Source organism: Paraferrimonas sedimenticola, from assembly GCF_002282855.1.
Taxonomy (GTDB): Bacteria; Pseudomonadota; Gammaproteobacteria; order Enterobacterales; family Shewanellaceae; genus Paraferrimonas; species Paraferrimonas sedimenticola.
In genome coordinates, this window is the sequence record NZ_NRIR01000001.1 from 695422 (window position 1) to 709417 (window position 13996).

Consider the following 13996-nt stretch of genomic DNA (forward strand, 5'->3'; position numbering starts at 1 on the left):
AGCTCCCTTTACGCTTTAACCATCTCATGGTGGTAGCGACCTGTTTGCAGGCTGCTTGGACCTTTACGGATGAACTTAGTCATCAGGAAGATCTCGATTACCAACAGTACTGAGTAGAACAAAGTGATAGCGCCGATAGAGAACCACAGCTGGCTCACAGTCAGGCTCGAGGCCGACATATAGGTCGGTAACACTTCAGCGATGGTCCATGGTTGACGACCGTACTCGGCGACGAACCAACCAGCTTCACAAGCGATCCAAGGTAGCGGCAGCATCAGAATACAAGCCTTAAGTACCCAAGGCTTCTCTTCGATGCGGTGGCGAGTGCTTTGCCAGAAGGCCATCGCAATGATGAACAACATAACGAAGCCACAACCTACCATTACGCGGAAAGTCCAGAACAGAGGCGCAACCGCTGGGATTGAATCTTCCGCTGCCGCTTTGATTTCTGCTTCGGTCGCGTTTTCAATATCGTCGCGGAAGCGTTTTAGCAAGAAGCCAAAACCTAGGTCCGCTTTGTACTCGTCAAAGGAAGCACGAATTGCGTCGGTTTCGTTACCGGCTTGCAGTTCTTTCAAGTACTCATAAGCCACGATACCGTTGCGAACACGACCTTCGTTTTTCTTAATCAGATCCGCCACGCCCAAGACTTCTTCGTCCAGTGAACGAGTGGCGATGATACCCATTACGTAAGGGATCTTAATCGCGTAATCCGTGGTTTGAGTTTCCGCGTTTGGAATACCGACTACGGTAAAGGCCGCCGGTGCTGGCTCTGTGTGCCACTCGGCTTCAATTGCCGCAAGCTTAGCTTCTTGAACACCACCTAGCTTGTAGCCAGACTCGTCACCAAGAACGATAACTGAAAGGATAGAGGCCATACCGAAGCTGGCAGCTACCGCGAAAGAACGACGGGCAAACGGCAAGTCGCGCTTTTTCAGAATGTAGTAAGAGCTAACCGCCAATACGAATACCGCACCAGTTACATAGCCAGCCGCCACAGTGTGTACGAACTTAACTTGAGCAACAGGGTTCATCAGTAGCTCGCCGAAGCTCGCCATTTCCATACGCATGGTTTCGTAGTTGAACTCGGCACCCACAGGGAATTGCATCCAGCCGTTGGCGACCAGAATCCACAGGGCAGACATGTTAGAGGCTAGCGCCACACACCAGGTCACTGCCAAGTGTTGACGTTTAGACAGGCGATCCCAACCAAAGAAGAACAAACCAATTAAGGTAGATTCCAGGAAGAAGGCCATTAAGGCTTCGATGGCTAGCGGTGCGCCAAAGACATCACCTACATAATGAGAGTAGTAAGCCCAGTTAGTACCAAACTGGAACTCCATAGTAAGACCGGTAGTAACACCCAAGGCAAAGTTGATGGCAAACAACTTACCCCAGAACTTGGTCATGTCTTTGTAGATTTGCTTGTTGGTCATCACGTACAACGATTCCATGATGGCCAAAATAAAGCTCATACCCAGGGTCAGTGGGACAAAAAGAAAGTGATACATGGCGGTCAGTGCGAACTGTAGCCGCGATAAATCAACCACTTCTTGAACTATCATTGGTAACTCCTTGCAATTCGCTTCATTGCTGGCGGCTGCCGTCAACGAACTGGCGAGATTTCTTATCGGTTCAGATTGATTATTAAAATTAGGAGTTCACTCGAGCTACTAATAGTGCAGGCAGCGCGCAAAAACCCCGTTCCTCTCGGTTTATAGCACCAAATTTTGATTTGCATCAATTACACAATCAGACTGGGGTTATTTATGTGAGCTTGCGCACACTCGCGCGCAAACGTTGTAACGAAGGGGTTTGAGCTAGATCTCATTTCGATCGACAACTGAAGCCGGTAGCGAGGTTTTTTCGAGTACCAAACTATACTTCCGGACTTTATGTTCGGATTAAATTTTCTAATCCGAAATTTAAAATATTCTCGTTTGCTGATTTAGTAAGGGCTGACTAAAATAGCGCCAGTTGTTGAGCAATTGCTCCAATAACCAACTGATGTGAACATTCTCGAATGTAGTGGAGATAGATTATGAACAGCCTAAAATCTTTGTTCTCGCGTCTGCTGCAAAAGTACAACGGCAGCTTCGTTGACTACAAATAAACAATTTAGATTCTTCTAGATTGCTAGCGCCGCCCCAACAGCCCCAAGCCGTTGGGGCTTTTTTTTGGCAGTTTATTGCCTAGGCATAGGGTTTATGAGTAGAGTTGGGTAAGGATAAATCACAAAAATATCAGGAATCTGTATGTCTGCTAGTTCAAGTTCTTCAACCAAGCTTATCGGTATCGTACTGTTGATTATCGGCTGTGGCCTTGGCTACTGGGGTTATGAGATCTCGCAAGAGATGACCTCGCAAATCACCAGCCAGCTTACCAACGAAATGCCAAAAGAAGTGATGTACCGCTACATTGGCGCTGCGGTCAGCGGTATTCTAGGAATTGTCCTATTATTCAAGAAGTAAAACGATAATCCTGGCGACGGAGGCCAGCATGGATAAAGCTGTATCAAATACCCCACCCCTATGGTTTTGGATATTGGCAGCTTTAGGGCTGGTGTGGAATCTCATGGGCCTTATGGCCTTCGTCATGCACATGAACCTTACCCCGCAAGACATAGCGGCGTTATCTGACGCCGAGCAAGCTCTCTACCAATCAACTCCGATCTGGGCCACTGCGGCTTTCGCTATTGCTGTGTGTGCCGGCACTGCAGGTAGCTTGTTACTGCTGTTTAAGCGAGGCTTAAGTGTGCTGCTATTAGTGGTGTCGCTAATCGCTGTGCTGATTCAAAACGCCCATAGTCTTTTGATGAGTAACGCGGTCGACGTCTACGGCAGTCAGGCAATCATAATGCCCACGCTAGTGATAGCCATCGGCCTTGGCCTGATTAAACTTGCCAAGACCGGACAGCACAGAGGCTGGGTTACCAGTTAGGCGGCAAACTCCAGATTGTACGAAGTGTACTTTCTTAGGTTGATTACGCCCGTATCCAGAATCAAATATTGCCCCTTAATGCCCATTAAGGTGCCCTCGATAGTGGGTGTCTTATCCAGATTTAACGAGACTATTTTAGTGGGGTATTCCAGCACAGGATAGCGAATTTCAGTGATTGGCTGGCTTAAAAACTCCAACGCCTGCAAGCCGTACTGCTGCTGAAACTCATCCAGCTCTGGCTGAATCTGAGTCAAGAGTGACTCGGCTTCTGTGTTCAAATCCAAACTTGGTGCGTCGCCTTTGAGCATGGTGCGCCAATTGGTTTTGTCGCTAATCAGCTGTGCCAAGGCGGTTTCAATTAACCCGGAGTGATGTCGAGTGCGCACTCGCAGTATCGGCAAGCCCTGATTGGCTCCTTGGTCGACCCAACGGGTTGGCAATTGGCTGTGGCGCGTGATCCCTACCTTGATAGCCGAGGTATTCGACAGATACACGAAGTGATCAATCATGCAGTTGCGCTCACCCCACTCTTCATCGCGACACTCTTTACCTGGGATAACCTGTGAGTGATGGCAGGTCTCCGGCTTCATAATGCACAAGTCGCACTGCGGCAGCTTTTGCATGCAAGGAAAACAGTAGCCTTGCGAGTAACTCTTTTTGGTCTTGCGCCCGCAGGCCGAACAATGAATGTCGCCAGTGTGGGTGAGGCGAATGCGCTGGCCTAAAAATGGATTGAGTGGAATCAGTTGATCGTCTAACGGCAAGCTGTACTCGACCGTGGCGCCGCTTTGAGAAAGTTGCGACACCATTTTGGAAACGTGACCTATCAAAATTTAATTACCTGTAGCTCTTCTAAGGGTTGGTATTCATCGAAGTCGTTAAGACGGACATAACTTTGCAAGCAAGCCTGGCCGCGATCGATATCGAGCAAATTGAGATTGGCGGCCACTTTCATTTGAAACTCATCGGCATCTTCGCCGTTGAGATTCTGCTGCAAGCTCGCCAGCTGCTCGACGCCTTCTGGGGTTAACAATAGTAAATACTCGGTGCGTGCGGGCATCACCATTATCCATCCGTCCTCTGCTGAAAGCGAGCGAGTGGTGGCGACTAGCAGCGGAAACTTATGGGTTTGCGGTTGTGAGGTCGACTGGTAATTGAGGGTTAATTTCAAGTCTTCGACCACTAAGCTGGCACTGTCTTCGAGCACCAACTTAACGCTTAACTGTTCGGGATTGAGTTCACTAAACTCCTGTTTAGACAAACTCTGTTCGCTAAAGAATTGCGGGATAGAAAGGCTGCTACAGCCCGTCATCAAGGCAAGAGCGAGTACACCCAATAATGCTGAAAGCCGTCTGATCATGCGGTTTATTCCTATTGTTTTTGCTTTGTTCCCAAGCCTAAGCGCGCTTACTATCGGTGGCTGGGGAATTGAACTCAGCTTTGTTTAACATACTACGTCCGCAAGGGTCTGAAAAGTCGCCACTAACGCTGGGATAATCGGCTTACTGGTCACGCCTGTGGTATTCTTGGCTAGCACTGGTGCTTGCGGAATTTTCAATGACTCAATCCGACCTAGATTATGCTCAAATCGCTCAACAGATTAAGGCTTGGGGCAAAGACCTCGGCTTTAGCGACGTTGGCATCGCGGATCTGGATGTCTCGCAGCACAAAGCTTGGGTGGATCAGTGGTTAGCTTCCGACTACCACGGCAGCATGCATTACATGACCCAAAACCAGGACCTGCGTTTGGACCCCAGCCTGTTGCAACCGGGAAGCTTGCGCGCCGTGTGTGTGCGCTTGGACTACCTGCCGCCAAAAGCGCGCTTTGCCGACAATATACTAGACCCCAATAGCGCCAACATCAGTCGCTACGCCGGTGGTCGCGATTATCACAAAATGATGCGCAACCGCTTAAAGCAGCTGGGTCAGAAAATCCAAACCCAGTTACCTCAATTGAGCTTTCGCCCTTTTGTCGACTCAGCGCCGGTACTCGAGCGCCCATTAGCAGAAAAGGCCGGATTGGGCTGGGTCGGTAAACATTCACTTCTGTTGTCTAATCCGGGGGGCAGCTGGTACTTCCTCGGCGAGCTCTTGGTCAATTTGCCCTTACCGGTAGACCTGCCGGTCGCCAACCAGTGTGGTTCCTGCAAAGCCTGTCGTACCTTGTGCCCCACTCAGGCCATAGTGGACGACTATGTGGTGGATGCGCGCCGCTGCATCTCATATCTAACCATTGAACACGAAGGCGCCATCGACGAGTCGCTGCGCAGTGCCATGGGCAATCGCATTTACGGTTGCGACGATTGCCAACTGGCTTGTCCTTTTAATCGCAGTAGCGAGCTGACCGAAGAAACGGATTTCCACACTCGTGAGTACTTTCAGCAAGCCAGCCTGCTGAGTCTGTTTAGCTGGAGCGAGCAAGAGTTCTTGGAGCGTTTGCAAGGCTCGCCCATTCGTCGCATCGGCCATAAAAAATGGCTGCGCAATATCAGTGTGGCTTTGGGTAACGCCCCTTACGACCCGCAAATAGTGGCAGCGCTACAAGGCAAGCTAGAAGACTGCGAAAAGGATTTCTTGGTGGAGCATCTTCAATGGGCCATCGAGCAGCAGAACAGTAAAAAACAGCTATTGGCCAGCTCTCCGTCACGGGCCAGTCAACGCCTAGCTCGTATCGTCCAAAAAGGCCTCCCCCGAGACGCCTAGCCATCTGTATGAATTAGTTTCACTTGATGCATGTATATTCACTCCTACTGAATAATCACATATTGCAATACCACATTGCCAAATTCGCAATTGACCCAAGAATTGAGCTATATCAAAGGTTTGAATAGACATTTGTCAATTTGTGAAATGAAGCCTGTAGATCGTTTCATGCAGCGGTGTTAACGTTAGCTCAACAATTGGTCAACAGATTAATAAAATTCACATTCTGTGTTTGATTGATGGGAGTAAACACTATGGTAGAGCTTAGACACTTAAAGACTCTTATTGCACTAAAGGAAAGTGGTAGTCTGGCAGCGGCAGCCGGCAAGCGTTTTGTGACTCAGTCTGCCCTGTCCCACCAAATTAAAGAGTTGGAAACCCGCATTAACGCGCCTTTGTTCATTCGCAAGAGCAAACCTTTGCGCTTCACGCCAGAAGGTCAAAAGCTGGTAGATTTGGCCGAGTGCATTTTGCCTATGGTGGCTAAAGAAGAAGCCCAGTTGAAACTGGGTTTGGACAAAGTCGAGCAGAAGCTAACTATCGGTGTGGCGTGTTTCTCGTGCTATCGCTGGTTGCAGCCAGTTATCGAAGCCTTTAGTCAGCGCTACCCAGACATCAAAGTTGAGCTGACCGCCAAGTATCAGTTTGAAAGCCTGCAAGCACTAGAAAACGGCGATGTGGATTTGGTGATTACTTCGGACAGCCGTCCAAGCGATGCGGTTAAATACCAGCACCTGTTTGACTACGATTTAGAACTGATGATGAGCCCACGCCACCCATTGGCACAAAAGGCCTTCATCAAGCCTCAAGACTTGGAAGGCGAAACTCTGATTAGCTACCCAGTGCCACTGCAAAAGCTGGATTTGGTTAGCCAGTTTATGGCGCCGTCAGGTGTGGTACCTGGTCCTCAAAAGCAGTGCGAGCTAACTATGATGTTGCTACAACGCGTGGCCTCGGGTGATGGAGTTTGTGCCCTACCTGCTTGGTCTAAGCACGATGGTATGGGCATGCATTTGACTAGCCGTCAGTTGGGTACCGAAGGTTTGCAGCGTCCGCTGTACGCCGCCCTGCCTCAAAGTGCTGTGCTAAACGCCGCCACTAAAGAGCTGCTAGAGCTGGTATGTGCTCACGCGGTTCAAGCCGAAAAGCAGCGCGCCGCTTAATCAAGCGCGTGCACTCGCTGGCATAACTCCTCAATGCCAGCGAGGCTCCTTAAGGTCGGCCGGTGCAAGCGGTCGGGATTCACAAACACCAAAGCATCATTCTTTACCGCTGGAATATATGGCCACTGTTGCCATACCGCCCGTCGCTGCGGCTCATCATCCTGAGCGATGATTATCACCTCTGGCTCATAAGCCAATACCTGTTCTAGGTTCACCTGGGGATAGGCTTTACTCAAACCCACAAACGGATTTTCTAACTGACAAATCGGCAGTAGGCTTTGGATCCAAGCGCCGTTGGCGACCGTCATCAAGGGTGAGTCCCACAACTGATAAAAGACTTTTTTGGCAGGCTTGTCTTGATAGCGCTGCTGAAGTGCCGCCATGTCCTTTAGGTATTGAGTGGCTAGACGATCCGCCAACTCAACTTTGCCCAAGGCCTCGCCTAATTCTCTGATTTGTTGCGGAAGCTCTTGATAGTGACTGGCGTGAGAATAAACAATCTTAATCCCAAGCTTGCTGAGCTTTTGCAGCGCCAACTCAGAGGTCCCCCCTTCCCAAGCCACAATCAAATCCGGCTTTAGCGCCAAAATGGTTTCGTATGACAGGCCGTGAGCGCTGCCGATGCGAGGGATCTTCAGAGCTTGTCGAGGGTAATCACTGTGCTCAACCACGCCCACCAATTTATCGCCAGATTCTAAAGAGAAAATCAGCTCTACCGCGTGGGGTGATAGCGCGATAATCCGCTCAGGCGCGGCACTCGCTACAACACAAAAACTCAAGCCTAAAAATGCACTTAGCCAACGGGACAACATCAGTAATCAAACCCTTTTTGCGCCTTGATGCCAGCCTCAAAGGCGTGCTTGGTCGGCTGCACATCGCTCACCGTATCGGCCATTTCCACCAAGCGGCGATGAGCCTGACGCCCTGTGATAATCACGTGTTGATGCTCAGGACGCTTGGCCAAGACCTCAAGCACTCGGTCCACATCCAAATAGTGATAGCTCAGCATGTAAGTCAGCTCGTCTAATAGCACCAGCTGAATACTGGGGTCTTGCAGCCAAATCTCCGCCTGTGCCCAGGCCTTCTCGGCAGCGGCGATGTCCTTCTCTTTGTTTTGAGTCTCCCAGGTAAAGCCGGTGGCCATCACCTCAAACTGGACCCCCAGGTTTTGCAGGACGTTGCGCTCGCCGCAATCCCACATGCCCTTGATAAACTGCACCACAGCCGCCGATTGACCGTGGCCTACGGCGCGCAGCACGTTGCCAAAGCCCGCAGTGGTTTTGCCCTTGCCATTGCCGGTGAGCACCAGCAGCACGCCGCGCTCGATTTGCGCTTGCGCCACCTTACTGTCGACCTTTTCTTTGAGCTTTTGTTGGCGTTGCTGGTGTTTTGATGCCTTGTCTGTCATTTGTCTGTCCCTGATCCGTTTCGCTGCTGTTAGTGGCGCACGCGCCCCAACAAATAAATAAAGAAAATAGAGCCGATTGAAGCGGTGATCACCCCAAGTGGCAATTCTTGTGCCGGTAGTAATAAGCGCGCTAAGGTGTCTACCAGCACAAGGAAAATCGCTCCCAGTCCCACACTGCAGAGCAAGTGCTGAAGCCAGCTTAAGCGCCAGCCAAAACCTCGGTTCATCAAGCGCACCAAATGAGGCACTACCAAGCCGACAAAGCCAATGCCGCCGCAAAGGGCGACGACTGCCGAAGTCACCAGCGCTGCCATCAGTAGCGCTTGCACTCGCACACGACGCACTCGAACCCCTAGGGTGTGCGCCGCTTCGTCCCCACACGCCATGGCTTCAATCGCGCGACGTTGCCACAAAAACCAGCCAAGAGCGATTACCAGGGCGCTGCTAGGCAGCCAAAGCTGACTCCACTCCACTCGCGCCACACTGCCCATGTTCCAAAACAGCACAGAGGCAATGGCATTGGTATCGGCGCCATAAATCAACCCTGCACTTAGGGCGCTGAATAAGAAGGAAACTGCTACGCCGGCCAGCAGCATGCGCTCGGCTTGGCGATAGCCCGCTTGTCCCATTAACCCAAGCACCAGCCCGATCGCCAGAACGGCACCGGCAAAGGCACCGGCTGGTAACCACCAAACGCTAGCACCAAAGGCACCGGTAATGGTGACAACGGCGCCAAAGGAGGCGCCAGAGGAAATACCAAACAGATACGGGTCGGCCAGCGGATTGCGAGTTACGCTTTGCAGCACAAAACCGGCGGATGCCAAAGCGGCACCGGCGATCATCGCCATTACCACTCGCGGTAGGCGCAACTGCCACACCACAGACTGACTCAAGCCTTGCTGAGTCGGCTCAACAAGCGCTCCCCACACCTGCCCCAAATCCAGAGCGATCGCCCCTTGAGTGATGGAGAACAGGGGCGCAGCTATTAACAACAGCAATAAACTTGGCCACAACCAAGCCGGCGCGTTATCCAGCTTATGCATGCTCACGCCCTCCATCCTCGGCGCGATTCTCTTGAGGGAAGCAATACTTGAGGTAGGGTGGCGAGCTGTCACTGATTTGCGCGTTAACGCCAAACACATGTCGCAACGTATCGCGGGTCAAAACCTCGGCAGGAGTACCAATGGCGTGTACTTTACCCTGATTCAGAATCAGCAGACGGTCGCAATAAGCACTGGCCAGATTGAGGTCGTGTAAGCAGGCAATGGTGCCAATCGACAAGCTGCGGATCATCTGCATGATCTGGATTTGATGGCCAATATCTAGGTGATTACTGGGTTCATCGAGTAACAACAGCTTGGGTTGTTGCACCAAAGCGCGAGCAATTAACGCGCGCTGACGCTCACCGCCTGACAAGCTAGACATAGATTGCTGCGCTAGGTGGCCGATATCCAGCCGAGCCATCAATGGCTCGATAATCGCCATTTCCTGAGCTTGGTCGCTGGCGCGCCAGCTGCGATAAGGAGTACGGCCCAGCGCCAGCCATTGCAGTAAATTAGCATCCGACTCTACCTGATTGTGCTGCAGTACTACCGCCAAGGTTTGCGCCAACTCGCTGGGGGCGTATTGATTTAAGGCTTTATCAAATAGCTGAATACTGCCCTGCTGGGGTTTTAAATAAGAATAAAGGCAACGCAGCAAGCTCGACTTGCCAGCGCCATTCGGGCCAATCACCCCTAACACCTCGCCGCTTTGGTGACCAAAACTGATGTTGTCCAATACTCGACGGCCAGCCACACTCCAGCTCAAATCCTCAACGGACAAACTTTTGCTGGTGTTATTGGCTTTGGTTTGGGCGGGTGCAGTCATGCAAGTCGGCGAAAAGATTCAAGATTGTTTGATTATCCTCATGCCCAAGGGCAGGTCAAGCGAGTAGCTTAGTTGAGGCATGAAAGGAATTTGCAAAGCTCTGATTGCCAGCACTCCCGTTTGCCCTTAATATAGACGTCTATACGTTTAAATGTCTATAACAAAGTTACTACCTTTCGAGCCTGACTCGATGAGTTAAAGGAAAGCCGTACATGAGTTCCGCATCTCAAGCCCAACGCCTCACCGCTTTAGAACAAGCGATTGCACAACGCATTTTGATCCTCGATGGCGCCATGGGAACCATGATCCAGGCTTTGAATTTCGATGAGGACGATTTTCGCGGCGAACGCTTTGCCGATTGGCCTTGTAACCTCAAAGGTAACAACGACTTACTCTCGCTAACCCAAGGCGATGCCATCTATCATATCCACTGCCAATACCTATTGGCCGGCGCGGATATCATTGAGACCAACAGCTTTAACTCCACCACAGTGGCGATGGCCGACTATGAAATGGAGAGCATCTCGCGCGAAATCAACTTGGTGTCGGCACAACTGGCGCGCAAAGCGGCCGACGATATCGCCGAGCAAACTGGCGTACCTAGATTTGTGGCTGGTGTTTTAGGCCCGACCAACCGCACCTGCTCGATAAGCCCTGACGTTAACGACCCGGGCTATCGCAATATCGACTTCGACACTTTAGTAGAGGCCTACAAAGAGTCTACTCAGGCGTTAATTGAAGGCGGCTCGGATATCATCATGGTGGAAACCATCTTTGATACTCTGAACGCCAAGGCTGCTCTGTTTGCGGTGGATAGCGTGTTTGAAGAGATGGGCGTGACCCTGCCTATCATGATCTCAGGCACCATTACCGATGCTTCTGGCCGTACCCTTACCGGCCAAACCACCGAAGCCTTTTACCACTCGCTGCGCCACGTCAAACCTTTAAGCTTTGGCCTTAACTGTGCCTTAGGCCCGCAAGAGCTGCGTCCTTATGTGCAGGAGCTCAGCAAAATTAGCGAGTGTGCGGTATCCGCGCACCCGAATGCGGGTCTGCCCAACGAATTCGGCGGTTACGACGAAACCCCAGAGCAAATGGCAGAAGTGATTGGCCCTTGGGCCGAAGCCGGTATGCTCAATATTGTTGGTGGCTGTTGCGGCACCACACCGGCACACATTACGGCTATCAAAGCGGCGGTGGAAGTTCACCCGCCGCGCCCACTGCCTAAGTTAGAAGTAGCGTGTCGCCTGTCAGGTCTTGAGCCCTTGACGATTAACTCCGAGTCGCTATTCGTTAACGTGGGTGAGCGCACTAACGTGACCGGCTCAGCGCGCTTTTTGCGCCTGATTAAAGAAGGCGACTACGAGACTGCACTGCAGGTGGCTCGCCAGCAGGTGGAGAACGGCGCCCAGATCATCGACATCAACATGGATGAGGGCATGCTCGATGCCAAAGCGGCCATGGTGCGCTTTTTGAACCTAATTGCCGCTGAGCCTGACATTGCCCGCGTGCCTATCATGCTCGATAGCTCCAAGTGGGATGTGATGGAAGCAGGCCTTAAGTGCATTCAAGGCAAGGGCGTGGTCAACTCCATCTCGCTAAAAGAAGGCGAAGAGATTTTCATTGCTCAAGCCAAGCTGATCCGCCGCTACGGCGCAGCGGCTATTGTGATGGCCTTTGACGAGCAAGGTCAGGCGGATACTGCTGAGCGCAAAATTGAGATTTGTGAGCGTGCCTACAAGGTGCTCACCGAGAAAGCCGGCTTCCCACCGGAAGACATTATCTTTGACCCCAATATTTTTGCGGTGGCCACAGGTATCGAGGAGCACGATAACTACGCGGTGGACTTCATCGATGCCACCCGTTTTATTAAGCAGAACCTGCCTCACGCCATGATCTCTGGCGGTGTATCCAACGTGTCCTTCAGTTTCCGCGGTAACAATCCGGTGCGCGAGGCGATTCACGCTGTGTTCTTGTACCACGCCATTCGCGAAGGCATGACCATGGGTATTGTGAATGCCGGTCAGCTAGAGATTTATGACGAGATTGAACCGACGCTCAAAGAGCTAGTGGAAGACGTGGTACTCAACCGTCACAGCGATGCCACCGAGCGCCTGCTGGAAAAAGCCCAGGACTACATAGGTGATGGCAAGCAAGCCAACAAGGGCGAAGACCTGGCCTGGCGCGATTTACCGGTTAACGAGCGTCTTAGCCACGCGCTAGTGAAAGGCATTACCGATTACATCGAAGAAGACACCGAAGCGGCGCGCCTGCAAGCCAATATTCCACTAGAGGTTATTGAAGGCCCGCTGATGGATGGCATGAACCACGTCGGCGATTTATTTGGCGCCGGTAAGATGTTCTTGCCGCAAGTAGTGAAGTCTGCCCGCGTGATGAAAAAGGCAGTGGCCTACTTAAACCCTTTCCTAGAAGCGGAAAAAGTAGCTTCTAAGAGCGCTGGTCGCGTACTCATGCTCACCGTAAAAGGCGATGTGCACGATATTGGCAAAAACATTGTTGGCGTGGTGTTGCAGTGTAACGGTTACGAGGTGGTAGACTTGGGCGTGATGGTCACCATCGAAAAGGTCATCGAAGCGGTAAAAGAGCACGACATAGACGTGATTGGCATGTCGGGACTGATTACCCCATCGCTGGATGAGATGGTGCACAACGTTAAGACCCTGCGCGAAGCGGGTATTGAACTGCCAGTGATTATTGGCGGTGCTACCACTTCTAAAATTCACACCGCAGTGAAAATTGACCCGCACTATCCAAGCGGCGCGATATACGTTACCGATGCCTCGCGCACGGTACCCGTGGTTGCGGCTTTGCTATCTGAGCGCCGTCAGGGCTTTGTGGAAGAGCGCCGCGCTGAGTACTTGGCCCTGCGCGAGAAACGCTTGGCCCAAGGTAAGCGCAAAAAGTTGGTGAGCATAGAGAAAGCGCGCGAGAACGCTGCGCAACTTGACTGGGACAACTACCAGGCGCCTGTGCCTAAACAGCTAGGTCATCAGGTCATCAAAGACTACCCGCTTAGCGATTTGATTGAGCGCATCGACTGGACGCCGTTTTTCCGCAGCTGGGAGCTGCACGGCCGCTATCCGGATATTTTGACCGACAAGGTTGTGGGCGAAGAAGCGCAGAAACTGTACAAGGACGGTCGCGCTATGCTTGAGCGCATCGTCGAAGAGAAGTGGCTCGAAGCCGCCGCTGTATTTGGCCTATATCCGGCCAACACGGTCAATCACGACGATATCGAAATATACGCCGATGAAAATCGCGATACACCGACCATGACTTTGCATCACTTGCGTCAGCAAATTGAGCGCGCCGGTAACCACAACTTTTGCCTAGCTGACTTTGTCGCACCGAAATCCAGCGGCTGCGCCGACTACATGGGTGCCTTTGCGGTCACCGCTGGCATCGGCATTGATTCCCACGTTGAAGCTTATGAAGCCGCCGGGGACGACTACAACGCCATTATGCTTAAAGCGCTGGCAGACCGTCTGGCCGAAGCCTTGGCAGAACGTCTACACGAGCGCATTCGCAAAGAGTTTTGGGGTTACGCAGCAGATGAGCAGTTAGACAATGAAGCTCTTATCCGCGAGAAGTACAAAGGCATTCGCCCAGCGCCGGGTTATCCGGCCTGTCCGGATCACACTGAGAAAGGCTTGTTGTGGGAGTTGTTAAAGCCCGATGAGCACATAGGTCTGAATATTACCGAGAACTACGCCATGTTCCCAACCGCGGCGGTATCCGGCTGGTATTTTGCCAACCCGAATTCGCGCTACTTTGGCATTACCAATATCGACAGGGATCAGGTGGAAGACTACGCCAAGCGCAAAGGCATGAGTGTCGCTGAGGCAGAGAAATGGCTGCGGCCTGTGCTGGATTACGACCCAGATTAATTGCC

Annotated in this window: 12 protein-coding genes; 5 read left to right on the forward strand and 7 right to left on the reverse strand. The window is 51.8% G+C overall.

Going from position 1 to position 13996, the window contains the following annotated elements:
- Positions 1-8: 8 nt before the first annotated feature.
- On the reverse strand, positions 9-1565 hold the full coding sequence (locus CLC93_RS03005; protein ID WP_095504446.1) for a cytochrome ubiquinol oxidase subunit I: 1557 nt from the start codon (positions 1563-1565) through the stop codon (positions 9-11).
- A gap of 690 nt (positions 1566-2255) precedes the next feature.
- On the opposite strand from CLC93_RS03005, the gene CLC93_RS03010 reads away from it, so the two are divergent.
- Positions 2256-2471, forward strand: coding sequence for a DUF3185 family protein (locus CLC93_RS03010; protein ID WP_095504447.1), 216 nt, complete (start codon positions 2256-2258; stop codon positions 2469-2471).
- 28 nt (positions 2472-2499) lie between these two features.
- On the forward strand, positions 2500-2940 hold the full coding sequence (locus CLC93_RS03015) for a hypothetical protein (protein WP_095504448.1): 441 nt from the start codon (positions 2500-2502) through the stop codon (positions 2938-2940).
- Here CLC93_RS03015 and CLC93_RS03020 read toward each other — a convergent pair.
- Together CLC93_RS03020 and CLC93_RS03025 are read right to left on the reverse strand one after the other, a co-directional pair.
- Complete coding sequence (locus tag CLC93_RS03020; RefSeq protein ID WP_095504542.1) at positions 2937-3749, reverse strand: DUF2797 domain-containing protein; 813 nt, start codon at positions 3747-3749, stop codon at positions 2937-2939. The two genes, CLC93_RS03015 and CLC93_RS03020, sit on opposite strands and share 4 nt — an antisense overlap.
- A 17-nt stretch (positions 3750-3766) precedes the next feature.
- Positions 3767-4300, reverse strand: a complete 534-nt coding sequence (locus CLC93_RS03025) for a hypothetical protein (RefSeq protein WP_095504449.1) — start codon at positions 4298-4300, stop codon at positions 3767-3769.
- A 197-nt stretch (positions 4301-4497) separates the two neighbouring features.
- Between CLC93_RS03025 and queG the strand changes: the two genes are divergently transcribed.
- Positions 4498-5643, forward strand: coding sequence for a tRNA epoxyqueuosine(34) reductase QueG (gene queG, locus CLC93_RS03030; protein WP_095504450.1), 1146 nt, complete (start codon positions 4498-4500; stop codon positions 5641-5643).
- 254 nt (positions 5644-5897) lie between these two features.
- Positions 5898-6806 (forward strand): LysR family transcriptional regulator, encoded by a 909-nt coding sequence (locus tag CLC93_RS03035; RefSeq protein WP_095504451.1) that lies wholly within the window; start codon positions 5898-5900, stop codon positions 6804-6806.
- Here the strand turns inward: CLC93_RS03035 and CLC93_RS03040 are convergent.
- Genes CLC93_RS03040 through CLC93_RS03055 form a run of 4 tightly spaced genes read right to left on the reverse strand, consistent with a single transcriptional unit; the run spans position 6803 to position 10083 of the window.
- Positions 6803-7618 carry a cobalamin-binding protein gene (locus tag CLC93_RS03040; RefSeq protein WP_095504452.1) on the reverse strand — a complete coding sequence of 272 codons (816 nt, stop codon included), beginning with the start codon at positions 7616-7618 and terminating at the stop codon, positions 6803-6805. The two genes, CLC93_RS03035 and CLC93_RS03040, sit on opposite strands and share 4 nt — an antisense overlap.
- Positions 7618-8214: a cob(I)yrinic acid a,c-diamide adenosyltransferase gene (cobO, locus tag CLC93_RS03045; RefSeq protein WP_095504453.1), complete on the reverse strand. Its 597-nt coding sequence runs from the start codon at positions 8212-8214 to the stop codon at positions 7618-7620. Before cobO ends, CLC93_RS03040 begins: the two co-directional genes overlap by 1 nt.
- 29 nt (positions 8215-8243) lie before the next feature.
- Positions 8244-9257, reverse strand: a complete 1014-nt coding sequence (locus tag CLC93_RS03050; RefSeq protein WP_245837070.1) for a FecCD family ABC transporter permease — start codon at positions 9255-9257, stop codon at positions 8244-8246.
- Complete coding sequence (locus tag CLC93_RS03055; protein WP_095504455.1) at positions 9250-10083, reverse strand: ABC transporter ATP-binding protein; 834 nt, start codon at positions 10081-10083, stop codon at positions 9250-9252. The genes CLC93_RS03050 and CLC93_RS03055 overlap by 8 nt, the downstream gene beginning before the upstream one ends.
- 212 nt (positions 10084-10295) lie before the next feature.
- Here CLC93_RS03055 and metH point away from each other — a divergent pair, with 212 nt between their 5' ends.
- Positions 10296-13991 carry a methionine synthase gene (gene metH, locus CLC93_RS03060; RefSeq protein WP_095504456.1) on the forward strand — a complete coding sequence of 1232 codons (3696 nt, stop codon included), beginning with the start codon at positions 10296-10298 and terminating at the stop codon, positions 13989-13991.
- Positions 13992-13996 lie beyond the last annotated feature (5 nt).

Coding starts and splice junctions, on each gene's coding strand:
- CLC93_RS03005 (WP_095504446.1), bottom strand. CDS start 1,565: ATGATAGTTCAAGAAGTGGTTGATTTATCGCGGCTACAGTTCGCACTG.
- CLC93_RS03010 (WP_095504447.1), top strand. CDS start 2,256: ATGTCTGCTAGTTCAAGTTCTTCAACCAAGCTTATCGGTATCGTACTG.
- CLC93_RS03015 (WP_095504448.1), top strand. CDS start 2,500: ATGGATAAAGCTGTATCAAATACCCCACCCCTATGGTTTTGGATATTG.
- CLC93_RS03020 (WP_095504542.1), bottom strand. CDS start 3,749: ATGGTGTCGCAACTTTCTCAAAGCGGCGCCACGGTCGAGTACAGCTTG.
- CLC93_RS03025 (WP_095504449.1), bottom strand. CDS start 4,300: ATGATCAGACGGCTTTCAGCATTATTGGGTGTACTCGCTCTTGCCTTG.
- queG (WP_095504450.1), top strand. CDS start 4,498: ATGACTCAATCCGACCTAGATTATGCTCAAATCGCTCAACAGATTAAG.
- CLC93_RS03035 (WP_095504451.1), top strand. CDS start 5,898: ATGGTAGAGCTTAGACACTTAAAGACTCTTATTGCACTAAAGGAAAGT.
- CLC93_RS03040 (WP_095504452.1), bottom strand. CDS start 7,618: ATGTTGTCCCGTTGGCTAAGTGCATTTTTAGGCTTGAGTTTTTGTGTT.
- cobO (WP_095504453.1), bottom strand. CDS start 8,214: ATGACAGACAAGGCATCAAAACACCAGCAACGCCAACAAAAGCTCAAA.
- CLC93_RS03050 (WP_245837070.1), bottom strand. CDS start 9,257: ATGCATAAGCTGGATAACGCGCCGGCTTGGTTGTGGCCAAGTTTATTG.
- CLC93_RS03055 (WP_095504455.1), bottom strand. CDS start 10,083: ATGACTGCACCCGCCCAAACCAAAGCCAATAACACCAGCAAAAGTTTG.
- metH (WP_095504456.1), top strand. CDS start 10,296: ATGAGTTCCGCATCTCAAGCCCAACGCCTCACCGCTTTAGAACAAGCG.